This is a genomic window from Centipeda felix, assembly GCF_900186465.1.
Taxonomy (GTDB): domain Bacteria; phylum Bacillota; class Negativicutes; order Selenomonadales; family Selenomonadaceae; genus Centipeda; species Centipeda felix.
On the sequence record NZ_LT891956.1, the window covers coordinates 130,482 to 155,286 of the forward strand.

Consider the following 24,805-nt stretch of genomic DNA (forward strand, 5'->3'; position numbering starts at 1 on the left):
CGGCGAGAGCGTCCTGCACGGGACGACGCGCCGCGCGGCTACGGCAATGCGCGTCCGCGCTACGAGGGGCCGCGCGAGCGTGAGGGCGGCTATCCGCCGCGCCCGCGCCGCGAGCGCAGTGACGTACCGCTCCTCCCGCTCACCGATGAGATGGCGGCGGCAGCAGAGGGCTTCCTCGGCAAGATCTTTGCCGCGATGGGACTCTCCGTCACACTGAACCGCGCGGATACGCCCACGGGCACGATCTTCAACATGCACGGGGAGAACCTCGGCATCCTCATCGGCAAGCATGGTGCGACGCTCGACGCGCTCCAGTACCTCACGAACCTCGTCGTGAACAAAATCCCGGAGACGGGCTTTGCGCGCATCATCCTCGACGTGGAGGACTACCGCGCCCGCCGCGAGGAGACGCTCATCCGCCTCGCGGGACATCTCGCGGACAAGGCGTGCCGCATCGGCGAGGAGATCCACCTCGAGCCGATGAGCCGCCACGAGCGCAAGATCATCCACATGGCACTGCAGGACAATCGCCGTGTCACGACCTACAGCGCGGGCGACAACCCGCGCCGCTACGTCGTCATCGTCCCGAAGCGCCGCCGCTACGGACGCAGCGAGGACGGCTATGAGGCGTACGAACAGTGACTGCCTCGCTCCACTGAGAAATGGGGACGGCAATGCTCCTAGGGAATCGCTGATCATAAGCGTACACGCGCACGCCCGCTTGTGCAACGAGGTGTTTGCGTGGAGTATGCCGTCGTAATGTTTTGATGTAGAATTTTGATGCAGATACTTATAGGGTTGTTATACGGAGGGAACCTTCGTGCAGCAGCCTTTTTTTGCACAGTGCACCAAACAACGACAGAAAGGACGCGCGCCATGACTGAGGATACCATCAGCCAGATCGCAACCCCGCACGGCGCGGGCGGCATCGGCATCATCCGCGTGAGCGGGGGGGATGCGCTCGGCGTTGCGCAGCGCGTCTTTCGGCCTGCGGCGGGCGGCACGCTCGGCGACATGGCGCCCTATACCGCGCGCTACGGTCATATCACGGCGGCGGACGGCACGGTGATCGACGAGTGCATCCTCCTCTATATGCGTGCGCCGCACTCCTATACGGGCGAGGATACGGCAGAGCTGCAGTGTCACGGCGGCGCGGTCGTCCTGCGCGAGGTGCTCCTCAGGACATGGGAGGCGGGCGCGCGTCCCGCAGAGGCGGGAGAGTTCACGAAGCGCGCCTTTCTCCATGGGCGGCTTGACCTCGCGCGCGCCGAGAGCGTCATGGAGCTGATCGCGGCAAAGAGCACACGCGCCGCGCATGCCGCACGGGAGCGGCTCGCAGGTGCATTCTCCCATGCAGTGACGGACATCCGCACGCAGATCCTCGGTGCCGTCGCGCACATCGAGGCAGGGATCGACTTCCCTGAGGACGACATTCCCGCGGCCTCCGCCGAACACCTTGCGGCGGAGATCGACGCCGCCTCTGCCGCCGTCCGCCGCCTGCTCGCGGGTGCGGATACGGGGCGCATCCTGCGCGACGGGGTCAAGACCGTCATCGTCGGGCGGCCGAACGTCGGAAAATCGAGCCTCCTCAACGCCCTCCTCGGCATGGAGCGCGCCATTGTTACCGATGTGCCGGGCACGACGCGTGACGTCATCGAGGAGGAGATCAATGTGGCGGGCATCCCCCTGCGGCTTCTCGATACGGCAGGACTGCGCGCGGCAGAGGACGCCGTCGAGCAGATCGGCGTCGCACGCACCGAGCAACACCTCATGGATGCAGAGCTGATCCTTGCCGTCTTTGACGCGTCAGAGCCGCTGACCGCGGAGGATCACGCGCTCCTTGCGCGTCTTTCGGCAGCAGCGGCAGATACCATCATTCTCTGCAGCAAGGAGGATCGCCCCTCCGTACTGAGTGCGGCGGACTTTGCCGCCGTCGCTGCGCCCGTCCTCCGCATCTCGGCGCAGGAGGGCACGGGGCTTGATGCCCTGCGGGAGGAGATCGCCGCGCACATCGTTCGGCGGGAGGGCGACCTCAGCGATGGGGCGCTCCCAAACAAGGAGCGCGAGATCGAGGCACTGCGCCGCGCGGAGGCGCATCTCGCGGCGGCGGCAGAGACCCTCGCCGCAGGTCTTGGGACGGACTTCGTCTCCATCGACCTGCGCGCCGCCTACGATGCGCTCGGCGAGATCCTCGGCGAGACCGTCGATACCGACCTGATCGACCGCATCTTCAGCGAGTTCTGCATCGGGAAGTAAACATAACACGAATAAAATCAGATTTATGTTATAAAAATAGGGGAAAATATATACGTGAACAGCAGTACAAACTACGACATCATCGTCATCGGCGCAGGCCATGCGGGCGTCGAGGCGGCACTTGCAGCGGCACGTATGGGACAGCGTACACTCATCGTCACACTGTCGCTGGACAACATCGCCATGATGCCGTGCAATCCATCCGTCGGCGGCCCCGGCAAGAGCCACCTCGTCCGCGAGATTGACGCGCTCGGCGGTGAGATGGGGCTCGCGGCGGACCATGCGAGCATCCAGCGGCGCCTGCTGAACACGGGCAAGGGACCTGCCGTCCATGCCCTGCGCATGCAGGCGGACAAGTTCCTCTATCAGCGCATCATGAAGGAGACGCTCGAGAACACGGAAAACCTCGACGTGCGCCAGCTGCTCGTAACGGAGCTCATCACGGAGGAGAGTACGGGAGAAAAGCGTGTGACCGGCGTCGTCTGCGAGACGGGGGAACGCCTGACGGCACACGCCGTCATCCTCGCGACGGGAACGTATCTGCGCGGGCGCATCATCCTCGGAGAGACGATCTATGACGGCGGCCCGAACGGGCAGCGCCCGGCGATGGCGCTCTCGGACTCCCTGCGCGCGGCAGGGCTTCGCCTCATGCGGTTCAAGACAGGCACGCCCGCGCGCGTTGATCGGCGGAGCATCGACTTTGCAAAGACCTCCATGCAGGAGGGCGACCCCGCTGCGCCGGCATTCTCCTTTTTGACCGAGGAGATGCCCGCGGAGCAGACACCGTGCTGGCTCACCTACACGAACGAGGCGACCCATGCCGTCATCCGTGCAAATCTGCACCGTGCGCCGATGGCGAACGGCGTCATCGAGGGCATCGGTCCGCGCTACTGCCCCTCGATCGAGACGAAGATCGCGCGTTTCCCCGACAAGGAGCGGCATCAGCTCTTTCTTGAGCCGGAGGGACTGCATACCAATGAAATATATGTACAGGGTATGTCTACCAGTCTGCCAACAGATGTGCAGGAGGAGTTTCTCCGCACCATTCCGGGAATGCACCATGCACGCATGATGCGCCCCGGCTATGCCATCGAGTACGACTGCCTCGACCCGCTGCAGCTGGAGGCGAGCCTCGCGGTCAAAGAGATCGCAGGGCTTTACTCTGCGGGACAGGCGAACGGGACGAGCGGCTACGAGGAGGCGGCGGCACAGGGCCTCGTTGCGGGCATCAACGCCGCACGTGCCTGCATGGGAGAGGAGCCGCTCATCCTGCGGCGCAGCGACGGCTACATCGGCGTCCTTATCGACGATCTCGTGACGAAGGGCACGGACGAACCCTATCGCATGATGACAAGCCGCGCCGAGTACCGTCTCGTCCTGCGGCAGGACAACGCCGACCTGCGGCTGACGCCCATCGGACGCCGCATCGGACTCGTCTCGGATGCGCGCTGGGCGCGTTTTACGGCAAAGCGCGGCGCGATCGATGCGGCGCTCCGTCTCCTGCGGGAGCGGCGGCTCAGCCCGAGCGCCGAGACAGAGGCGCTGCTCGCAGGCGCGGGCATCCCTCCACTGCGGACACCCATGACCCTCTTTGCCCTGCTCGCGCGCGAGGGAGACTATCGCGTGCTCGCCGCGCTCTTTGATCTGCCTGCACTCGCAGACGACGTGCGCGAAGAGGTCGAGATCATGGCGCGCTACGACGGCTACATACGGAAACAGGAGGAGCAGATCGCGCGCATGGAGCGCCTCGAGGCACGGCGCATCCCCGCCGATACAGACTACGCGGCAATCGGCAGCCTGCGCCTCGAGGCGGCAGAGAAACTCGCAGCCGTCCGCCCGCGCTCCATCGGACAGGCGTCGCGCATCAGCGGCGTCTCGCCGGCCGACATCTCCGTCCTGCTCGTATACCTCGAGAGGGCGCGGCGCACATCGTAATTTCAGATAAAAAGAGAGAGCCTGTCTGCGGATAGGCTCTTTTGAGTGAAACTATGTTTGTATTCGAATCGCAGGAGACAAATTTGAAGACACTGCGGAGCACCAGACCATTTTAATCACATATCAATTCCTCTGAGCGCACGCCAATGATATACTGTATAGGATTATATGATTTTGCGGAAAGGAGAGCGCTGCATGAAGATGAAGATGGCACGGATCGTTCTGCTCCTTGGCGCGCTTATCCTGCTCGCCGTATTTGCTCATCGCGAATACGCGGCGCAGGAGCTGCGCGCGCAGCTCCTCACGGGGACGGTCGAGGCGACGCGGGTGGAGGTCAGCACGAAGGAGAGCGGCTGCATCGAGGAGCTCTTTCTGCAGGAGGGGATGACGGTGCGTGCCGGCGATCCAGCGGCACGCATTGGCCGGCGTGATCTGGACGCCGCAGTTCTGCGCGATGAGGCGGCGCTCGCTCATGCCGAGACGAGCCTCCAGCGGACGCAGAGCGGCAACCGTGCGGAGGAGATTCGTGCGGCGGCGGAGCGGACGAATGCCGCACGCGCTGCCGCAGAGAAAGCAGATGCCGACTATGCGCGCGGCGCGGAGCTCATCGCGGGCGGAGCAATCTCCCAACAGGCATTTGATGGCCTGCGCGAGGCGCGCGACGCGGCGAATGCGAACCTGCGCGCGGCACAGCAGGAACAGGCGCTCACGGAGAGCGGCAGCCGTCCCGAGGATATCCGCATGGCGGAGGAGGATGTGCGGCGCCAGCAGGCAATCCTCGAAATCGACGCCTCTGCAGTCAGCGATCTCACGGTCCGCGTGCCGAAGGACGGCATCGTCCTGTCAAAGAACTATGAACGGGGCGAGTTTGTCCGTGCGGGCACGCCGATTGCAACGCTCATCGACCCGCAGGACGTTTGGGTCAAGGTCTATGTGCCGACCGACGTGCTCGGCGATCTGCGCATCGGGGATCCGGCGAAGGTCTACATCGACGGACAGACGGAGCCTTTGGACGGCACGATCAAGGAGATCAGCGATGCGGCGGAGTTTACCCTGCGCCAGAGCATCACGAAGAACGAGCGCGCGAACCTCGTCTTTGGTGTAAAGGTCGCGGTGGATAATGCCGCGGGCATTCTAAAGCCCGGCATGCCCGCGGATGTGGACTTGGAGCCCCGGAATGGAACGTGAGCCGCGCGCGGACGATGCGCCCGTGATCGAGACGCACGACCTCACGCGCGTATTCGGCAGCTACACTGCGGTGGACCGGCTGAATCTCTCCGTGCCGCGCGGGGCGATCTACGGTTTCATCGGCTCGAACGGATCGGGGAAGTCCACGGCCATCCGCATGATCTGCGGGCTCCTCCCGCCGACGAGCGGCACGGCATTCGTGCTCGGCTGCAATACCGCCGTGCATCCGGAGCGCGCGCGGCAGGCGCTCGGCTACATGTCGCAGCGGTTCAGCCTCTATGCGAATATGACCGTTCGTGAAAACATGATGTTCTACGGCGGGCTCTATGGTCTGCCGCGGGAGGAGCGGCGCACGCGCGTCGCGGAGGTGATTGCACGGATGCAGCTCACGGACCGCGCCGACGTGCTCGCGGGCGGCCTCTCGGGCTGGCTCCTATACACATCTCGATGAGGATAAGAGACAGCGCACGCACCGAGCAACACCTCATGGACGCAGAGCTGATCCATGGCGGCGTTGACGAGGCCAGATCGGCAGAGAGTGTTACCCGCGCCTACAAGGGAGCGCGTCTCATTTCTGAGACAACGACCTGTTTCTTATACCCATCTAGAGGTGTATAAGAGACGGGCCTCGCGCTCGGCTGCGCGATTCTCCACCGCCCCGCGCTCCTCGTGCTCGACGAGCCGACCTCCGCCGTTGACCCAACCTCGCGGCGGCTCTTTTGGAACCTGCTCTCGGAGATGGCGGGCACGGAGCGGACGACGATCTTTGTCACGACGCATTTTATGGATGAGGCGGAGCACTGCGATGAGATTGCCTTTCTGCAGCGCGGGAAGAAGATCGCCTCCGGTTCCCCGTTTGCGCTCAAGGAGGAGCTGCCCGCGCGGCTCTACATCCTGCCGCAGGACAGTGCGGAGGAGGGGGCGGCGGCGCTGCGGGCGGCGGGTGTGCCCTGCGATGAGGTCTATGTATTCGGACGGCAGGTGCGTGCACTCGTTCCGCGGGAGACTGTGCTGCCGGAGCAGCTGCACGCGGCACCGTGGGATCTCACGATGGAGGACGTCTTTATCTACTACGACCGGCGGCAGAGGGAGGCACAGGGATGACGCGCATTCTTGCACTGCTCGCGAAGGAGCTCATTCAGATGCGGCGCGACCCGATCACGATCGGCGTGACTTTCCTCCTGCCCGTCATCTACCTCGTTGTGTTCGGCTTTGCCATCCGTACGGACGTGCGGCACCAGTCCACGGTCGTATTTGATCAGTCGCGGAGCGAGGAGAGCCGCAGCTTCCTTGCTGCGATGACGGCGAGCAGCTATTTCGACCTGCGCTATATCGCGTGGAGCTACGATGAGCTGAACGAGCGGATCGAGCGCGGCGATGCAAAGATCGGCATTGTCTTTTCGCCCGATCTTGTACGGGAGGCAAACGCGGGGCACACCGTGCCGATTCAGGCGATTGTCGACGCCTCGGACTCCATCGCCTCGACCTCTGCCATCGCCGCCCTGACGGGGCTTGGCATGCGGGTGCAGCCCGTCGCTGTGCGCGGGGCGCCCGTGGCTGCGCCTGCCTACGACGTGCGCATCCGCGCATGGTACAACCCCGATGCCGTCACCGCCTACTACATGCTGCCCGCACTCATGGGCATCATCCTCTCGATCACCATGGTGCTCATGGTCTCCATGTCCATCGTGCGCGAACGCGAGGCGGGCACGCTTGAGCAGCTCCTCGTAACGCCGCTGCATATATGGGAACTGCTCATCGGCAAGATCCTGCCCTACATCATCCTCGGCTACATTCAGACGACGATCTGCGTCCTCATCGCCCTTGCGGTCTTCGGCGTGCCCCTGCGCGGGAGCATCCTGCTCCTCTATGCGCTCACGACCCTCTTCCTGCTCGCCTCGCTCACGATGGGGCTCATGATCGCATCGCTCGCGCAGAACCAGCTGCAGGCAGGCCTCATGAGCATTGCAACGCTCCTGCCGGGCATCCTCCTCTCGGGCTTCATGTTCCCGCGCGAGGCGATGCCCACATTCTTTCAGTACCTTAGCCTCGCCATCCCCATGACACACTACATCGAGATCCTGCGCATGATCTTCCTCAAGGGCGGCGGCATCACGGCGCTCTATCAGCAGACCGCCTTTCTCGCCCTCTTTATCCTCGTCTTCTTCGGCACCGCCGTGCGGAAATTCAAGCGGTCGGTCATATAAAACGCCCTTGGACGCGATGGATCCAAGGGCGAAAATATGTTTGTATTTTAAATTCGACGGTGTTGCCATGTATTTGAACATCCGGGGCGGGAGCAATCCCGCGGCGGTGTCTTTCCCCCGAAAGGGGGTGAGCGGATATGTCTGAAATCGGTGCGATTCTCTTGTTGGTCGCTGCCACAGACTATATTTTAGCGATAAAAAAAGTAACCGCCCAGCTTTTGACCGAGTGAGCGGTTATTCGAAAGAATATTAAGCAGCCTTGGAAAGATGCCGTCAAGGACGGTTCTTTCTATGCTTACTATAACAGCCCGCCTGCTCCGATGCAAGCGGATTTTTTCTTTATAACACCGCAGTCAGCCGCTCCACGTCCCGCGTGCGTTCCCTCCATATAGCCCGAGGCAAAGGAAAGCCGTTCGCCCATTTCATCGGCTCCTTTTTTGCACGATTCTATACCATCGGACAGCATACGGGGATTCAAGGAGATTTGTTAAGAAAGGGAACTTTTTTTCCGATAGAAATGGTAAGGACAATCGTACAGCACAGGATGCAAGAAGGGAGGGATTGAAGTGGAACTTGAGAAAATCTATGGCAGCGGCGGAGCAGTGCCCGCATCATCTGCGCGGCGCACCCGTGCGAAGGAGGACACCTCCGGCACATTTGCACGGATGCTGCAGAACATGCGCGAGGCCAAGCCCGTCAACAGCTATGGACGTGAGGACCTTGAGGGCGATACCGTCGTCACGCGCGTGCTCGCGGACGGCTCAGTCATCACACAGATCTATAAGGGAACGACGCTGATCTCTGAGACGACGACGCCCGGGACGAACCCCGAGGCGGGCAAGGCACTCATCTCCGAGCGTGTCGAGCAGCTGAAGCTTGACGAGGATGCGGCGCAGAACCCCCTGCTTGACTCGCACGCAGCGCAGGGTGCACAGGGCATCGCGGCACTCATTGGCACTGCGGTATCATCCGACTGATCCATGCAGCTGACCTCCTATCCTATGCGGACGGGAGGTCGCTGTGTCTCTCCCGCCCCACTGCTCTGTTTTCCATCTGTGAAACAATACGCGTTTTGTTACATGGACGTGACAATTCCTTAGAATTTAACTAAAGTTTCTGAATCTACTTAAGAATATCTGCGTCATTCCGATAACAGTGATAGGAGGTTACTATCTCGCAGGGAGCGCGAAAGGAGGGAAGAATATGAAATTCGATAAAATATATGTCGGGCGAGGTATTGCAGCACCGACTCCTGTGCGCCGCACCACGCATCTCGGCGAGGATACGGGCGACACTTTTGCGCGTATCCTGCAGGAAGAACGCGACGCGGCAGAAGCGGAACTCCAAAACCCCGAGAACAGCGAGCCGGATACGATTGTCACGCGTGTGCTCGCGGATGGGTCCGTTGTTACCCGCGCCTACAAGGGAGCGCGTCTCATTTCTGAGACAACGACACACGGCAATCGTCTCACTCCGAGCAAGGCGCTCATCGCGGAGCAGGCGACCTATCTGCCCGGTGCAGCACAGTCCGCCGCTGCAATGCTCGCATCGTTGACACCGCAGGGGGCGGCCGAACGCACGGAACACATCAGCAATACGTTATAACATCATAACATTGCCAAAACGACCTCTCACCCAGTGGAATGTGTGAGAGGTCGTTTTGTGTATGGGGGAGCATGGATCAGTCAGATCAGATCGAGACTTCTGCATCCCTGTCGTGCCTTTTATCCGCTGTATTACATTGACGATCCCATCATCCACACCACGTCGTATCGCAGTACCGCACTATACTGTGGGGAGACGACAATGCTGCCGCTCCGATCAATGAATCCCCACTTGCCGTCCTTTATGATCGGGGCAATTCCGGCGGAGAAATGCCACGGGAACTCCAGCCCCGCAGGGAGATGAAAGGCAATCTGTCCGGTCTTGTCAATGATAAGGACATCGTCTGCCGCACGTACGCGCGTGAGCCCCTCATGGAAATCGTCTGCTTCATCGTAGGCAGGAGGGATGTGCATGATGCCGTCCCTGCCGACGTAGCCCCACTTTCTGCCGTCGTACACAGCAGCCAGATCATCGCAAAAATAGTGCATCCTGCTGTACTGCGGATGGATGATATTGGCACCGCTTCGATCGACGGCACCCCATTGTCCATGCACCTTGACGAGGGCGATGCCGTCCTTGAACATGGTGGTATAGTCGTTCGTGGATGGGATAACCTCCGTGCCGGAGGTATTGATATACCCGCGTCGAGCCCCATCGTCGATGATGCTGCCGTCATCTTCATAGAGCGGCGCTCCTGCGGCAAGAGAGAGCGCGCATGTAATTGCTGAACCCAAATCGGCCAGTGTACTTGTATCACGGGAATGGGAAACTGCGGCAAGCCCGTCATAGAAGGAGCGGGCTTTGGTCCACTGCATTTTGAACGGTGTCTTTCCTGCCTTGTCGATGAAGGTGATCTTTTTTCCTTTCATGACCAAGGCATACCCCTCATGAAATTCTTTCGGATGGCCTAGTTTGCGAAACTGCGGCGCGATCACCATTGCACCGCTCCTGTCGATAAAGCCCCATTTCTTGTCGATATTGACGGCGGCGCGATCCTCGTGGAATGGCTCTGCGCGATCGTACGAAGGGGGGATGACCATATTGCCCTTCTCGTCGCGTACGACGATGATGTCATCCATCGGCGGTTTGATATTCACGTAGGCCGCGGGGACGATCTGCGTGCCGTCGGTACGGATGATGCCCAGTCCGTCCCCCTTCTGGACGATGAGATAACCCTCTGCATAGGTGACGATGCGGTCATACACAAGGGGGACGACCTCCGTTCCATCGGCAGTGATGGAACCCCATTTTCCGTTTTTCTGTACTTGGAATACGGTACGTGCGGTGTCCGTCATGATGACGGCGGAGGACAGCTCCTCCTGCGGTTTTTCTGCCGCCTGTCCGATGCCCGTGCTGAGGAGGAGGGCGGTGCTGAGCGCGGCGACGGCGGTGCACAGGCGTGTCATGTTCATCCGTGTCATTTCGTTCTCCTTTGTCATGGCGCAATCGTTTCATTTTGTTCTATTTCGCGGAAAAGACGCGCTTTCCTGCATAGGGCACAGGGGGGCTTCTCCAGTTTTTCCTGTGATCCTCCACAGCGCTTCACGCATCACTTTTCCATCGGCGCGATGAACGGCGGCGGTTGGATTCATCAAAAAAGCACGGCAGATGGCAAGGCCGTGCTTTTTCGTAAGACGAATCTAATCCGTCGATGCTATCATGATGGTCAAAGCAATTCGGTCACAGGGATCCCCCAGGAGGCATGGCGATAGATGACGACATCGATGTTTGTCCTGATTCTGTTCGGCGTGGTGGCATGTGGAGCAGCGCTGTGGTCGATGTACCGCGGGCTGAGCGGCGGGGCGACCAAAAAATTCCTCCATTTTGAGAACAGACGGCTGACCGTATTCTATTACTCCTTCCCGGGGATGCACGAGAAGACATACGCGCTCGATCAGATCCGTGAGGTGCGCTTTACCCATCACTGGGTGCGCAGCCCGGTCTCGCATACGGGCAAGATGCAGATCGTATTGCACGACGGGACGGTGAGCCGGTCATTTTTCTACGATGGGAGCGTCCACATGAAAAAGATGGTGCTCGCCACCTCGCTGGCGCTGATGAGCCTCACCACGAAGGAGCTCGCCGAGGAGTTCCGCCGGCATGGCGTGCGCCGCATTATCATCGATCCACACCTTTTGGAGTGAGGCAGGGCGACGGAGACAATCAAAAAGCACGGATTAGCGATAAAGCCGTGCTTTTTCATTTGCTGTGCTAAGGAAGCACTGATAAATTCGGTACAACCATCTTAGGGAAGTACTGATAAACTCAGCACCGCCGTCTTAGTACATCTTTTTCGCCCTGTCTGTGTCGACAAATCCTCCACATAGCCTCTGCTATGCGTCCGGTTTGTCTCCTTGACAGGACAAAAAATCTGCACCAATTCGACGGACTTTATTTTATCAGTACTTCCCAGCGCATCTTTTTTGCCCGCACTTCGGCGGAAAATCCTCCACAGAGCACCACTCTGCGTCCGGTTTCCCACCTCGTTCGGACGAAAAAATCTACGCCAATCTGGCAGACCTCATTTTATCAGTGTTTCCCTAAAAATCCGCCAGAGCCCTTATTTCTTCGCCGGAGCGCCAAAGAACATGCCCGCGTCCTCGTACTGCGGTGCGATCACCATACTGCCGCTGTGGTCGATGTAGCCCCACTTGTCGCCGACCTTGGCGGGGGCAAGCCCTGCGGCGAAGCTGCCGAGCTCCGTCACTGTGCTCGGCGTGAGGAAGGGGACGCGCCCCGTTTTGTCGATGAAGAACGGCTTTCCGCCCTTGACGACGGCGGCCAGCCCCTCGTGAAAGTCCTGCACGGCATTGTACGTGGGCGCGATGGCAACACTGCCGTCCTTTGCCGCGTAGCCCCACAGCTCTGCCGTATCCTGCACGGCGGCGCGGTCCTCGGAGAAGCGGCGCATCATGCGGTAGTTTGCGGGAACGAGATATGCCCCCGTGCGGTCAACGCAGCCCCAGCGGCTCTTTACCTTGACGAGTGCCATGCCGTCAACGAATGTGCTGTTGTAGTCGTTCTTGATCGAGACGATCATCGTGCCCGTCTTGTCGATGTAGCCGCGCTTCACATTTTCATCGTCGAGCATGAGCGGGTCATAGATGTACTGGCCTGCTGTGCCGGCGACGATGGTGAACACCGCGCCGAGAAAGTTCGTCGATTTTACCTTGCGGCGCACCTCGGCGAGCCCGTCATGAAAGGGCAGTGCGCTGTCGTACGGCGCGGCAAAGACCTGCGTGCCCGTCTTGTCGATGTAGGCGAGCCCCTTCTTCCCGCGCACGGCGGCGAGCCCCTCGCTGAATCCCGTGGGGATGTCCCGATACTGCGGCGCGATCACCATCGTGCCCGTCCTGTCGATAAAGCCCCACTTGCCCCCGACCTCGACAGCGGCCAGTCCCTCGGAGAAAATACTCGCCGAGGCGTACTGCGGCGCGATCACCTCTGCGCCCGTCTTGTCGATGAAGCCGACGTGCTTCTTGTCCTCCATGACGCTCGCCAGCCCCTCGGAGAAGATACCCGCCGACGTGTACGACTTCTCCGTCAGGCGGGAGCCGTCCGCACGGTAAAAGCTCCATCGCTTGTCCGTGCCCTGCACGATGGCGGCGCCGTTATGATAGGGGACAATGTCGCGGTGGACGACGGGGAGGATCAGCGTGCCGTCCGTCCCATAGCAGCCCCATTTCTTGTCCGCATCCTGTACGACGATGCGATCCTCTGTCAGCTCCTCGATGTGACGATAGGCGGCGGGGACGACCTGCTTGCCGTCCGCGCGGAGCACGCCCCATTTCTTCCCCTGACGCACGAGGAGATAGCCCTCTGCATAGGGACGTATCTCATCGTACTCCGCTGCGATCACGGCGGCACCCGTCGTCGAGACGGCGCCCCATTTCCCTGCGGTCTTGACGAGGGCGAGCGGTGCCGCATGGACGGCGGCGGACGGCTCCTGTCCGCGGTCGACCAGGATGCCCATCCCCGTGTAGAGCGGGTTGTCGTGAATGGATTCGGCGGCGGCGTGAGGCATCTGTGCCGCGATCAGGCCTGCGGCAGCGAGCGCGGCGATGGCGGTGCGCAGACGCGGCGTCTTCTTCTGTGTCATATTCATTCCCCTTTATTCTTGGAAATTTCCTTATCCTGCTGTTATTCGCGCAGAATCAGTGCTTTCCCTGCCATGGAAATGGATAAAATGAAAATCCTTGTCGCAAAAACCCGCACACCATGGGGAAGGTGTACGGGTTTTTGTGTTCCTTCGAACATTGTGCGCCGCAGGCACTCAGCAGTTCCCGCGATGGATATGGCGCAGGTGACGCGCGGCAGATGGCGCTGATGACCTCGAGCTCGTCCATGGTGTAGAGCGTCCCGTACTCCGTCGGGTGCGAGAGGTAGACCATGCCGGGGCGCACCATGTGATCGCGGTTCGCGTCCTCGTGATACGTACGCAGACAGCTCTCGATGGCGCGTGCCGTGAGTTTGCCGTCCGCATGCGGGAGCGCGAGCACCTTGTGGTCGCCGCACTCGATTGCGCCCGCCTCGTGTACGGTGATATGCCCCGTATCTGCGGCAATCACGCCCTCATAGGGATGCAGCAGAGATGAGATCACGATGCGGTTCGTCTGCGTTCCCCCCGAGAGGAAGTGAATCTCCGCACGCGGACTGCGGCACGCCCTTCGGATCTTCGCACGCGCCGCATCGGAATAAGTGTCCAGCCCGTAGCCGGCCGTCTGCTCCAGATTTGTCTCTATGAGCCGCCGCAGAATCTCTGCATGTGCCCCTCCAGATAGTCCGAGCCAAAGGACAGCAGTTCGCTCATTCTCGTCATCTCCTTTTTCGTACGATTCTATATTATCGGAAAATCGATGGGGATTCAAGGAAAATGTTAAGAGGGGGGGGATTTCTCCGATAGAAACAGTAAGGACAGCAATATCATGCAGGAAGCACGAAGGGAGGGAAACCGATGGAACTCGAGAAAATCTATGGCAGCCGTGGAGTAGTGCCCACATCATCCGAGCAGCGCACCCATGCGGCGAAGGAGGACACGTCCGACACATTTGCGCGGATGTTGCAGAACCTCAAGGAGTCCAAGGCGGCAGAGGCGCGCGACTGGGCGGAGAAGGTCGGCGATACCGTCATCACGCGCGTGCTCGCGGACGGCTCGGTCATCACGCAGATCTATCAGGGGACGAAGCTCATCTCCCAGATTGTGACGCGCGGCTCGCATCCCGAGGCGGGCAAGGATCTCGTCTCCGAAACAATCCAAAAGATGAAGCATCAGGCCCTCGAGCAGACCGCGGATCCGCTGCTCATGTCGAAGGCGGCGCAGAGCTCCGTCGCGACGGCGGCAGCTGTCTCTCAGATGATGTAAGGCATTCGGTCAAGACAAAGACCTCTCGCACCGAGGATGGTGCGGGAGGTCTTTTGGTTTGTAACAATGCGGGAACGTCAAAATCCCCAGTCAAGCCCTGCCTTGAAGGTGACGCCGCGCTGCTTGCCGGCCCAGCCCTCGACGCTGAGATCGGCGGTGGCGCGCTTGCTGAGGTTCGTGCGGTAACCGAGCTCAAGGCTGCCCGAGAGGCCCTTGAGCGAAGGGCTTGGGGTATCGTAGGAGAAGCCGCCCGTGTGGTAAGTTGCACCTGCGTCCCCCTTGAATTCATACTGAAGGGAAGTGCCGAGGATGAGTGCGCCGCTCCCCTTCGGGATCGTCCAGCGTGCGCCCGTGCGCAGGCGGTGGCTGTCGACGGCGTGGAAGTCATAGCGGTCGCCGGTCGAGAGGGTTGCGCTCGCTCCGTTCTGATGCGTATAGAAGTAGCGCAGATAGAGCTCGCGCTCCGTTCCGTTTGCCGCCTTTGCCGTGTGGCCGACGCCGAGATGCGCGCCGATGTAGTTCGCGTCCGTATCGTAGGATGCGCGGCGCGTGATCCCTCCGACGGGAAGGTCTGCCTCATAGTCCGTGCTCATGCGCCCGAAGCGCAGGCTGCCCTCGTAGAACATGCCGCCCTTCTTCTCCTGACGCAGGAAGGCGCCGCCGCCGACGTAGTGGGTATTGCCCTCGCCGTGGGTGCCGTCGTCGAGGTAGGAGTCGTAGCTGCCGCGCCCGTATTCAACGATGGGGCCGAAGAGGATGCGGTCATTGCCGCGCATGACCTCGCGGGAGAAGCCGACGGCGAGATTCATGCCGCGGACGTTGACGTGCGAACCGGTCTCGTGGCGCAGGCTCGATCCGCCGATTGCGGCAAAGGGGGCGAATCCGCCCGCGCCCGCTGCCTCGGCTGAGGCGCTCGCCATGCCGGCTCGCCATGCCGCCGCCCGCGATGAGGTCGCCGCTCGCACCGAGAAATGCCGCTGTGCCCGTCATGGTCTCGGCAAGGGACTTCGTGTTCTCGTGCAGAACGAAGTTGTTATTGCCGGGGTTAGGATTCGGATTCGGATTCGGATTTGGGTTGGGGTTCGGATTTGGGTTCGGATTCGGATTTGGGTTGGGATTCGGGTTCGGATTTGGGTTAGGATTCGGGTTGGGATTCGGGTTCGGATTTGGGTTAGGATTAGGGTTCGGATTTGGATTCGGGTTCGGATTTGGGTTCGGGTTGGGATTCGGGTTTGGGTTTGGGTTAGGGTTAGGATTCGGATTCGGGTTCGGGTTTGGCGTTGGTGTCGTACCCCCGTCGATGGCGCTGCCGTCGACCTTCACTACGAGCTCCTTCTTATTCGCCGTGACGCCCATTCGTGCCGTCCGATGTCCCGAGACGCCCTCGTAGACGGTCATCGTGGTCGCACTGTCCGTATCGATCTGCGCATTCTCTGCGTAGAGGAGGCGGAGGCGGTTCGCCGTGCTGCTGCCCGGCATGTATGCCTCAAGTGCTGTGCCATTGAGATTCGTATTCGCACTCCCCGTGACGCGCAGCATTGTGTCGTTCTCCGTCATCCCTGCGGGCACGTAGAACGCAAGCCGCTGAAAATCCGCAATGCTCTTGGCTGTGATTCCCTTCGTCTCGCGTACGATGAGTGCGTTGTTTTCCCGTGTCACATTTGCCGCCGTAGCCACGCCGCCGTGGAGGTGTGCCGCACTGAGGTTGGGAGCCCCTGAGATTTCGACCGTATTGCCCCGTACGATGGCAGTTGTGCCGGCAGAGCCGTCCGTCGTTGCACGCCCGCCGTAGATCGCGTCCTCATATTTGCCGCCGCTGATATGGAGCTCATTGCTCTCTGCGGCAGCGACTGCCGTATTGCTGCTCGATGCGGCACTCGCATCGCCGCCGTAGACAGGCTGCTCGAAGGTGCCCGCGCTGAGCGTCAGGATATTGCCGTCCGCAGTCGCCGTGGACGCGGCAGATATCCCATTCGCAATCGCCCTACCGCCCCTGATCTCTTCCCACGCGGCGTTCGTGGGGCTGAGTGTGACGCGGTTTGCGTTTGCCGTCGCAAGGTTTGTGCCCGCGCCGTTCAGGACAGTTGCAGAGCCGCCTGTGACATTACGCCCATTCGAATAGGTGCCGCCCGTGATGGCGACGGCATTCTCATTTGCCGATGCAGTTGCGCCCGCGCCCGAGGCGTTGGCATAGGCTGAGCCGCCGATGTAGCCGCCATTGGTGCTTGATGAATTTCTGAGGGTGACAGTGTTTTTGTCCGCGTGCGCCTCTGCTGCGCCGCCTCCCGTCTCGGCTCGGGCAAAGCCGCCCTGCGCGGAGAATCCATGCGTGAGCGTGCCGCCGTCGATCGTGATATCGTTGTTCGTGACGATTGTCTCCGCCGCGCCGCTGTCCGTTTTGATCGAGCCAAAGCCACCGTCGAACGTGTAGGAGTATGTTCCGCCCGTGCCGATCACGTCGTTGTCATCGACCGTCACGCTGACGCGCGTGGCAGTCGTTCCGATGAGATCGACCGAGGCGGCGGCGTGATTGATCGCACCGCCCGTGTTGGTCACGCGGTTCCCCTTTGCCTCGGCGGTAAAGGACGTACCCGCACCCGCAGCCTTTTGCTCGATGTGCGCGCCGTAGAGGTCGCCGATCTGTTTGCCCCCTGCATTTACAAGGATTGTATTGTTATTTGCCCGATAGTTGACGGGGCCTCCCTGCGTACTATAGATGCGGATGTTGCCGCCGTAGAGATGGGTCGTTTCTCCCTGTGCGAGCGTGAGGGTGTTCCCGCTCGCCGTGAGCGTGGTCGCGCCCGGCGTCGTCGCGTTGTCGTAGCGCTGGTATTCGACCCACCCGCCCGCAAGGAAGCCAAGCTCGTCATTGGTTCGTACATCAAGCGTATTACTGCTTGATGACGCTGTGCCGTCACCGTTATCATGACGCAGCTCTGCATAGCCGCCGTATACCGTGCCCTGACTGCCATCCGTCACCGTTACGTGATGATTGTCCTCGATCGGTGAAGCGGATGCGTTCACTCCTCCGAGCGCCAGCCCTGCTGCAATCAGTGCGCCCAGACGCATCTGTCCCCTGCGATTCATAGCATTGACTCCTTTCAACGTGCCTGTTCTAATGAGAATATATCCATCCCATTGATAACATAGCCAATCGTATGCGTAAATGGGGCAAACGTAGGGGATGAGGCGGGACTCATTCCGTTTGGCTGCTGCATTATGGCGGTGATATTAGACGGGAGCAGAGTCCCGTCATTTCGTGGAGGCGCGCATGCCGTGCCCTGTCTGTTCTCTGCGCTTTCTTAAAGTTTCCGCATACAAATAGGACTGTAGTGCGACACTGCGCGTTACAGTCCTATTTCGACGCATTATATGTTGTTGAGGGAAGATGATGTTTTACTGAAGAGAGGTGAGTGCCGTCTTAGCCGTGCGTGTGCAGCCTGTCAAAAGGTACCCGCCACGTCGTACGCAGGGGCGATGACGATCGTGCCCGCGTGGTCGATGAAGCCCCACTTGTCCCCGATCTTCGCGGGTGCAAGTTCCGATGCAAAGTCACCGAGCGTCGTGATCATGCTCGGGACGAGAAAGGGTACACGCCCCGTCTTGTCGATGAAGAAGCTCTTTCCTCCCTTGGAGACGACGGCGAGATCCTCGTGGAAGTCATGCGCCTCCTCGTAGGCAGGCGCGATTGCGATCTGTCCGTCGCGCCCGACAAAGCCCCACTTGTCGCCGTCCTTCACCGCAGCCATATCCTCGGAGAAGCGGTGCATCTCGTTGTATTTTGGTTCGACGATGTATGCGCCCTTCTCGTTCACGCAGCCCCATTTGCCCTTGACGACAACGAGTGCCATGCCGTCCACATAGGTGGAGTTGTAGTTGTTCTTTGGCGATACGATCTCATTGCCGCTGTGGTCGATGTACCCGCGCTTGATCTTCGGATCGGTATATAGATCCGTACCGAGTGAGAGGAAGCCCGAGGCAAAGGCGGCAACGCCGATGGCGGCGCCGAGGAAGTTGGTCGATTTTACCTTACGATGTACCTCTGCCGTACCGTTGCTGAATGGCAGAACGGTCTCATAGCGCGCATCGAATTGTTTTGTACCGGTCTTGTCGATGAAGATCCAGTTCTTTTTGCTCTGCACGCCCGCGAGCCCCTCGCTGAATCCGCCCGCAACGTCGCGGAACTGCGGCGCGATGACCATTGTCCCGCTTTTGTCGATGAATCCCCATTTCCCTTTGACCGCCACTGCCGCAAGCCCCTCGCTGAAGATCATGGCGAGCCCGTATTGGGGGGCAATCACCTCTGTGCCGTCCATGTTGATGAAGCCGACGCGTCCCTTGTTGTCTTCAACGCTCGCAAGTCCCTCGGAGAAGACGCCGATGTTCTGATAGGATTTCTCAGTCAGGCGTGTCCCGTCTGCACGGTAGAATGTCCATGACTTGTCCTTTGCCTGTACGAGAGAAATGCCATGCAGGGCGGGGACGATGTCGCGCTGCTGGCGTGGGAGGAAGACGTTGCCCTCCATGTCGTAGCAGTCCCATGTTCCGTTCGTGTTCTGTACGACAATGTCGCTTTCTTCAAACGGCTCGATGCTCTTGTACATCATGGGGACGATGAGCTTGCCCGTATCGCGGAAAACGCCCCATTTTTTGCCTTGGCGCGCAGAGACATAGCCCGATGTATAGGGGGTGAGCTCATCGTACTCCGGCGGAATGACGAATTCTCCTGCGGTATTGATTGCGCCCCATTTTTTGCCCTGCTGTACGAACGAGAGCGGTGTGGTGCTCGTGGCTGGCTCTGTCTTTTGCTTGTCCAGCAGGACCTCTACGCCGCTGTAGAACGCGTTGCGGATCGGTTCCTTTGCCGCCTCGCCTACGGTGCTTGTGACAGGAAGCCTGCCGCTGTAAATGCGGCGATGGAACGGAGCAGCCTGTGTTTTGTACGTAACATGATGCGCCTCATCTCCTTTGCAATGAACACTCCTATGTGCACAGCATACCGCATTTTCCTGTGCAATACAATCTTTATTCAGCAGTTCCCACGATGGACGTGCCGCAGATGGCGGCGTGCGATCGCCGTGAGGCGGTCGATGTCCGCAATCGGTGTCGGCGGCGCGCTCATGCGGTGGCGCGGGAAATAGCGGCTGATGTGGAGCGGGAGGTCGGGCGAGAGGGCGGCGAGCCAGCGTGCCTCGGCGTCCATGTCGGCGGGACTGTCGTTCATGCCGGGGATGATGAGGGTCGTCACCTCAACGTGGACGCCTGCGCGGACGGCGTGCGTGATGGTCTCGCGCACGGTCATGAGGTCGCCGCCGAGCCGTCGGTAGAAGTCCTCGCGCCAGCCCTTGAGGTCGATGTTCATCGCGTCGACGTGCGGGAGGAGGCGCGCGAGCGGCTCTGCGCAGATCGTGCCGTTCGTGACGAGGACGACGGCGAGCCCTGCCGCGTGGAGGAGCGGCGCCGTATCCATGATGTACTCATAGCTGATGAGAGGCTCGTTGTAGGTGAACGCAACGCCGAGATTGCCGTGCGGGGCGGCACTCAGCTCCTGTGCGAGGGCGGCGAGACGCGCGGGCGGTACGTTCTCGGTCGGTATGGCGGCATCTGCCGCCGCGATGTCCGCGTTCTGGCAGAACGGGCAGGCGAGATTGCACCCATAGCTGCCGACGGAGAGGATCGCGCGGCCGGGGTGGAAGTGATAGAGCGGCTTTTTCTCGATGGGGTCGAGTGCGAGCGCGGTCAGCCGCCCGTAGTTCGTCGGACGGATGACGCCGCCGACGTTCGTGCGGGCGCGGCAGAAGCCCGTCTCATCCTCACGCAGGCGGCAGGCGTGGGGACAGAGACTGCATACTGCCGTCACGCGTGACGCTCCGACGTGAACCGCCAGATGCGGATCTCGGCGTCCTCGGGGATGCCCGCCTTTTTGCGGGCGGCGCGCAGCTGCTCCTCGGCAGTCTCTGTGCCGGGGGCAGCGGGGAGCATGACGCCCTTGCGCCCGCGCGACTCGGCGATGATGCCGTAGGTTTTCGGGTCGAGCGCATCTGCGCCGTCCACGAGCTCTGGTTCGCTGAGCACATCGACCGTGATGTCGAGCGTGTCCAGTTCCTCCTCCGTCACGGGGGCGACGTGGGTGTCGTTTCGTGCGGCGTGCGCGGCATTGCGCGTGATCTCGTCGGCGATGTTCTTTGCCGACGGCTCGAACGTGCCGTACGTCCCGCGCGGCGCGCCGTCCCGTGTGAGCGTCACATAGACTCCCGCGCGCCCTGCCATCTCCTCCGGGAGCTCTGCGGGCACGGGCGGCAGTTTCCCCGTACGGACGATCGTCTCCACGGCGCGGCGGGCGAGCCGCACGTAGTCGTCCTCTGCTGCGCGGCGTTCCTCGCGGGCGCGCCGCTCCAGCATCTCATATCGCTCCACGAAGCTGCGGCGCGGATCTTCGCGCATCACCTTGAACGACACGAGCCCGTAGCCGACGCCCGTCGTCCCCTGATAGGAGAGCTTTTTGATCTTCAGTGCACGCGCGTCGAGCACGCCCGCCAGCATCCACAGCCCGCGCAGGGCGCACTCCGCCGCCGGCTGATAGATCGCGGGATCCATGCGCAGGAGCTTTAGAAAGTCGCCCTCCTCCAGATACTTCATGCACGCCTTGTCAAACCGCGGCCCCTCGGGCGCAAAGCCGCGCGGCGCGTCGGGCGTCAGACGGTGGGAGAGATCACCGCTCGCGAAAAAGACCGCCCGCCGTCCGAGCTCCTCCGCCACGCGGGAGATGCACCGGCCGAACACATAGTGCTCCTTGGGCGAGAGCCCCGAGACCCCGACGCGCACGAGACGAAAGTCCGCCGTGTGTGTCTCAAGGAAGGAGAGCGGCACCATCACCCCGTGATCGAGCGCGGCACCCCGTCCGCCGACGCCGCCCGCCGCGATCCCCTCGGCGGATGCCGCTTTTGCGAGCTCCTTGGCAAAGGGCTCATCGTAGTCCGCCATGACGCGCAGATCGGGCGCGCCGAACGCGGCGAAGTCCCCCGACGCCATCTCGCCCGGCGCGATGTGGAAGTAGTCTGCGTACATCACCGTGTGCGGGCTCGCGACGATCACCGTCTCGGGCGCGAGCTCTGCCGCCTCCTTCATCGCGCGTTCATAAGCGTTAAGTGTCAGTTGGAGCTTTCGCTCCTCGCCCTGTCCGACCTCCGGCAGGAGGAGCGGCGGGTGCGGTACGGCATATGCGGCAACGATGGACATAACGATACCTCCTCTTCGGTATATTATTATATGGATTCGACGCGCGGGGCGAAAGCCCTGCATTTTTCATTGATCCGATGCGTGCAGCACGGTATGCCGGGAGGGGTGAAGGACGCACGAAGAGATAAAAAACCGCGATGCTTTGGAGGCGGACGGGACATGGTGTATAAGCATCTCTCTCGCCTCTGTATAGGGATGAGGTGCGCTGGCAAGAGGAGTACGCGCGCCGCAGAAGGTGCGATAAAATGGCTTTATCACTTCGATTGGAATTGTCGGATCGGAGTGATTCGACCGATGTGTCGACATATGTATGAAAACAGCCTCCTGTATCGATCATGATGCAGAAGGCTGTTTTTCACTCACCCCATCCCCCAGAGAGCGGCGATGACGAGGGCGGGGAGGAAGTTCGCGACGCGGATGTTCGGCAGGCCGAGGAGGTTCGTCCCGATGGCAAAGATGAGGATGTTGCCGACGCAGCTGAGCCCGGCGAGGGCGCTGTCCGTCATGTAGGGAGCGAGCAGTCCCGCGAGGGAAAAGATCGCGCCCTGAAAGAGCCCGACGGAGACGGAGGAGAAGATGCAGCCCTTGCCGAGGGTCGCCGTGAGAAGCATGATGATGACGCCGTCGAGGACGCTCTTGGTAAAGAGGACGGACGGGTCGCCGAGCAGGCGGTCGTTGATCGAGCCGATGACCGCCATGGCGCCGATGCAGACCGTGAGCGAGGCGGTGACGAAGCCGTCGATAAACCGCGTATCGCCCGCGCTGCCCGAGACGCGCTTCAGCCACGCGCCGAACGCGGTCATGCGCGCCTCGATGTTCAGCAGCTCGCCGACGAGACCACCGACGATGAGGCTCGTGATCATCATGTAGATGCCGCCGAGCGCGAGCTGCCCGTCCGCATTGGCGCTGAGCATCGTGCGCAGCGTGCCGCCGAGCCCGAGGAACATCACGGCGAGCGCACAGGCGCGCATCAGGGTCTCCTGCACGCGCTCCGCGATAAAGCGGCCGCAGCCGAGCCCCAGGATGCCCCCGAGCGCGATGGCGGCGACGTTGGCGATGATTCCGATACCGGGGAGCATCGTCCCACCCCTTTTCCCATTTCGTGATGGTATATTCTACTCCATTTCACGGTGGATGTAAAATGAAGATATGTGATGTGACGATCCGTATCAATGACGGAGGGGGGGGCAGCGCCTCATCTGGCCGATCCCCCGAAGGGGGGCACGCCCCCTTCGGCTCGCTGCGCTCGCCACTTCCCCGTAGATGGGGAAGCTATTATGCCGTTACTCCCCGAAGCCTCCCCCGTATGACGGGGGAGGGGGACCGCTTGCGGTGGTGGGGGCACACTGATTCCTGTATACATACAGATTCCATAGACATTTAGTGCTTTATCATGGTAAAATGTGCGCATATTTTTTTTTCGGAGGGATCTTGTATGGAATCGTTTCTTCCCGTACTGAATGCGGTGGACTCCTTCCTCTGGGGGGCGCCGCTCATCGTCCTGCTCGTGGGGACAGGCATCATGCTGACGCTGCGTCTCTCGCTGATCCAGGTGCGCCGCCTGCCGCGTGCACTTGCGCTCATCCTCAAGGCAAAGAACCGCGGAGAGGGCGATGTATCGAGCTTTAAGGCACTCTGCGTCGCGCTTGCCGCGACCATCGGTACGGGCAATATCGTCGGCGTCGCGACGGCGGTCAAGGTCGGCGGCCCCGGTGCGATTTTCTGGATGTGGATGGCGGCGTTCTTCGGCATGGCGACGAAGTACGCGGAGGGACTGCTCGCCGTGAAGTATCGTACGACGGATGAGCGCGGCGAGATCGCAGGCGGCCCGATGTACTACATCCGTCACGGCATGGGGGAGAAATATCGCCCGCTCGCAGGATTTTTTGCGTGTGCGGCGGTGCTTGTCGCATTCTTCGGCATCGGGACATTTCCGCAGGTCAACGCCATTGTGGACTCGGCAGAACTGTCCTTCGGCGTGCCGCGTCTCGTGACGGATATCGCCCTCACGGTGCTGATCGCGGCGATCACCATCGGCGGCCTTCGGAGCATTGCCGAGGTGGCCTCGCGCATCATTCCCTTTATGGCGGTTCTCTACATAGTCATCAGCGTCGGCATCATCGTGATGCACATCGACGGCATCCCCGCGGCGATCGGCCTGATCCTCGACGGGGCATTCACCGGCACGGCGGCAGCAGGCGGCTTTGCGGGCTCCACGATCATGATGGCGATGCAGAACGGCATTGCACGCGGCGTCTTCTCCAATGAGTCCGGTCTCGGCTCTGCGCCGATTGCAGCGGCGGCGGCAAAGACGAAGGAGCCCGCCGAGCAGGGCCTGATCTCCATGACGGGCACCTTCATCGACACGATCATCATCTGTACCATGACGGGGCTCGTCCTCGTCCTCACGGGAGCATGGCAGAGCGACACGGCGGGCGCGGCGATGACGGGCGCGGCATTCACGGGCGCGTACGGGCACATCGGCGGCGCACTGCTCACCATCTCGCTCGCTCTCTTCGCCTTTACGACCATCCTCGGATGGAACTACTACGGCGAGCGCGCCATCCTCTACCTCGCGGGCGTGCGTGCGATTCTGCCGTACCGCTTCGTCTTTATCGCGCTCATCGCCTGCGGTGCCTTCCTAAAACTCGAGGCGATCTGGGTCCTCGCCGACATCGTCAACGGTCTCATGGCGATCCCGAACCTCATCGCGCTCATCGCCCTCTCGGGCGTCGTCGTCCACGAGACGCGCCGGTATCTCGACAAAGTGAAGCGTAGCAAGCGGATGCGGCGGTAGGCAGGTATTTCTTGTGTGGCTGGATATTGCTATGCGATTCTGTAGGAGAAAACTGCACCCCGTAAGGGGCAGGAACGATCACTTTCTTATGTGCAGGAAGTGATATCATGGACATTGAGATGTATGGTAAAGCGCGGCATGACGATACGCTGCGAAAAAGGGAGTATTACACGCTGATTGACGTGCAATACTCCCTTTTTAATTGTGTCGAAAGAA

The 24,805-nt window shown here is 61.1% G+C and carries 20 protein-coding genes and 4 pseudogenes; 12 read left to right on the forward strand and 12 right to left on the reverse strand.

All coding sequences use genetic code 11. The features are described from left to right. From jag to C1713_RS01735, 7 genes and pseudogenes are all read left to right on the forward strand, one after another. A partial coding sequence (jag, locus tag C1713_RS01705; RefSeq protein ID WP_245870897.1) for an RNA-binding cell elongation regulator Jag/EloR occupies positions 1-642 on the forward strand: 642 nt, incomplete at its 5' end. A gap of 234 nt (positions 643-876) precedes the next feature. Further along, positions 877-2,256 carry a tRNA uridine-5-carboxymethylaminomethyl(34) synthesis GTPase MnmE gene (gene mnmE / locus C1713_RS01710; RefSeq protein ID WP_102492825.1) on the forward strand — a complete coding sequence of 460 codons (1,380 nt, stop codon included), beginning with the start codon at positions 877-879 and terminating at the stop codon, positions 2,254-2,256. Between the two features lie 54 nt (positions 2,257-2,310). Next, the gene (mnmG, locus tag C1713_RS01715) at positions 2,311-4,191 is read left to right on the forward strand and encodes a tRNA uridine-5-carboxymethylaminomethyl(34) synthesis enzyme MnmG (protein ID WP_102492826.1); all 1,881 of its coding nucleotides are present in this window, start codon (positions 2,311-2,313) and stop codon (positions 4,189-4,191) included. 195 nt (positions 4,192-4,386) lie between these two features. Next, the gene (locus C1713_RS01720) at positions 4,387-5,379 is read left to right on the forward strand and encodes an HlyD family secretion protein (RefSeq protein WP_245870900.1); all 993 of its coding nucleotides are present in this window, start codon (positions 4,387-4,389) and stop codon (positions 5,377-5,379) included. Then, positions 5,369-5,811 (forward strand): annotated as a pseudogene (locus tag C1713_RS01725) (ABC transporter ATP-binding protein); the annotation flags it as partial. The gene C1713_RS01720 and the pseudogene C1713_RS01725, both read left to right, overlap by 11 nt. A gap of 183 nt (positions 5,812-5,994) precedes the next feature. Further along, positions 5,995-6,483: pseudogene (locus C1713_RS01730) on the forward strand (AAA family ATPase); the annotation flags it as partial. Next, entirely contained in the window at positions 6,480-7,586 is a 1,107-nt protein-coding gene (locus C1713_RS01735; protein ID WP_102492828.1) for an ABC transporter permease, read from the forward strand. The pseudogene C1713_RS01730 and the gene C1713_RS01735, both read left to right, overlap by 4 nt. A 298-nt stretch (positions 7,587-7,884) precedes the next feature. On the opposite strand, the gene C1713_RS12550 is transcribed toward C1713_RS01735, so the two are convergent. Then, complete coding sequence (locus tag C1713_RS12550; protein ID WP_009753482.1) at positions 7,885-8,007, reverse strand: hypothetical protein; 123 nt, start codon at positions 8,005-8,007, stop codon at positions 7,885-7,887. 145 nt (positions 8,008-8,152) lie between these two features. Between C1713_RS12550 and C1713_RS01740 the strand changes: the two genes are divergently transcribed. Next, positions 8,153-8,563 (forward strand): hypothetical protein, encoded by a 411-nt coding sequence (locus tag C1713_RS01740; protein WP_102492829.1) that lies wholly within the window; start codon positions 8,153-8,155, stop codon positions 8,561-8,563. A gap of 226 nt (positions 8,564-8,789) precedes the next feature. Further along, entirely contained in the window at positions 8,790-9,191 is a 402-nt protein-coding gene (locus C1713_RS01745) for a hypothetical protein (RefSeq protein ID WP_009753484.1), read from the forward strand. 131 nt (positions 9,192-9,322) lie between these two features. On the opposite strand, the gene C1713_RS01750 is transcribed toward C1713_RS01745, so the two are convergent. After that, positions 9,323-10,630 carry a WG repeat-containing protein gene (locus C1713_RS01750; protein ID WP_102492830.1) on the reverse strand — a complete coding sequence of 436 codons (1,308 nt, stop codon included), beginning with the start codon at positions 10,628-10,630 and terminating at the stop codon, positions 9,323-9,325. A 273-nt stretch (positions 10,631-10,903) separates the two neighbouring features. Between C1713_RS01750 and C1713_RS01755 the strand changes: the two genes are divergently transcribed. Further along, on the forward strand, positions 10,904-11,335 hold the full coding sequence (locus tag C1713_RS01755; protein ID WP_102492831.1) for a hypothetical protein: 432 nt from the start codon (positions 10,904-10,906) through the stop codon (positions 11,333-11,335). A 101-nt stretch (positions 11,336-11,436) separates the two neighbouring features. Here the strand turns inward: C1713_RS01755 and C1713_RS12265 are convergent, their stop codons facing one another. The 3 genes and pseudogenes from C1713_RS12265 to C1713_RS01770 form a co-directional block, all read right to left on the reverse strand. Then, the gene (locus C1713_RS12265; RefSeq protein WP_071884711.1) at positions 11,437-11,586 is read right to left on the reverse strand and encodes a secretion protein HlyD; all 150 of its coding nucleotides are present in this window, start codon (positions 11,584-11,586) and stop codon (positions 11,437-11,439) included. 165 nt (positions 11,587-11,751) lie between these two features. Then, positions 11,752-13,290 (reverse strand): WG repeat-containing protein, encoded by a 1,539-nt coding sequence (locus tag C1713_RS01765; RefSeq protein ID WP_245870904.1) that lies wholly within the window; start codon positions 13,288-13,290, stop codon positions 11,752-11,754. A gap of 196 nt (positions 13,291-13,486) precedes the next feature. Then, positions 13,487-14,010 (reverse strand): annotated as a pseudogene (locus C1713_RS01770) (threonine aldolase family protein); the annotation flags it as partial. A 135-nt stretch (positions 14,011-14,145) separates the two neighbouring features. On the opposite strand from C1713_RS01770, the gene C1713_RS01775 reads away from it, so the two are divergent. Next, positions 14,146-14,553 (forward strand): hypothetical protein, encoded by a 408-nt coding sequence (locus tag C1713_RS01775; RefSeq protein ID WP_050342119.1) that lies wholly within the window; start codon positions 14,146-14,148, stop codon positions 14,551-14,553. A gap of 77 nt (positions 14,554-14,630) precedes the next feature. Here the strand turns inward: C1713_RS01775 and C1713_RS01780 are convergent, their stop codons facing one another. From C1713_RS01780 to C1713_RS01805, 7 genes and pseudogenes are all read right to left on the reverse strand, one after another. Beyond that, entirely contained in the window at positions 14,631-15,416 is a 786-nt protein-coding gene (locus C1713_RS01780) for an autotransporter outer membrane beta-barrel domain-containing protein (protein ID WP_245870940.1), read from the reverse strand. Then, the gene (locus C1713_RS12270) at positions 15,316-17,640 is read right to left on the reverse strand and encodes an autotransporter outer membrane beta-barrel domain-containing protein (RefSeq protein ID WP_245870906.1); all 2,325 of its coding nucleotides are present in this window, start codon (positions 17,638-17,640) and stop codon (positions 15,316-15,318) included. The genes C1713_RS01780 and C1713_RS12270 overlap by 101 nt, the downstream gene beginning before the upstream one ends. Before the next feature lie 356 nt (positions 17,641-17,996). Next, positions 17,997-19,160 (reverse strand): WG repeat-containing protein, encoded by a 1,164-nt coding sequence (locus C1713_RS01790; protein WP_245870908.1) that lies wholly within the window; start codon positions 19,158-19,160, stop codon positions 17,997-17,999. A gap of 84 nt (positions 19,161-19,244) precedes the next feature. Beyond that, a pseudogene (locus tag C1713_RS12630) lies at positions 19,245-19,589 on the reverse strand (WG repeat-containing protein); the annotation flags it as partial. Then, positions 19,583-20,413 (reverse strand): AmmeMemoRadiSam system radical SAM enzyme, encoded by an 831-nt coding sequence (gene amrS, locus C1713_RS01795; protein ID WP_102492833.1) that lies wholly within the window; start codon positions 20,411-20,413, stop codon positions 19,583-19,585. The pseudogene C1713_RS12630 and the gene amrS, both read right to left, overlap by 7 nt. Further along, the gene (locus C1713_RS01800; RefSeq protein WP_102492834.1) at positions 20,410-21,792 is read right to left on the reverse strand and encodes a class III extradiol ring-cleavage dioxygenase family protein; all 1,383 of its coding nucleotides are present in this window, start codon (positions 21,790-21,792) and stop codon (positions 20,410-20,412) included. The genes amrS and C1713_RS01800 overlap by 4 nt, the downstream gene beginning before the upstream one ends. A gap of 359 nt (positions 21,793-22,151) precedes the next feature. After that, positions 22,152-22,871, reverse strand: coding sequence for a DUF554 domain-containing protein (locus C1713_RS01805; RefSeq protein ID WP_102492835.1), 720 nt, complete (start codon positions 22,869-22,871; stop codon positions 22,152-22,154). 356 nt (positions 22,872-23,227) lie between these two features. Here C1713_RS01805 and C1713_RS01810 point away from each other — a divergent pair, with 356 nt between their 5' ends. Further along, positions 23,228-24,589, forward strand: a complete 1,362-nt coding sequence (locus tag C1713_RS01810; protein ID WP_102492836.1) for an alanine/glycine:cation symporter family protein — start codon at positions 23,228-23,230, stop codon at positions 24,587-24,589. Positions 24,590-24,805: the final 216 nt, after the last annotated feature.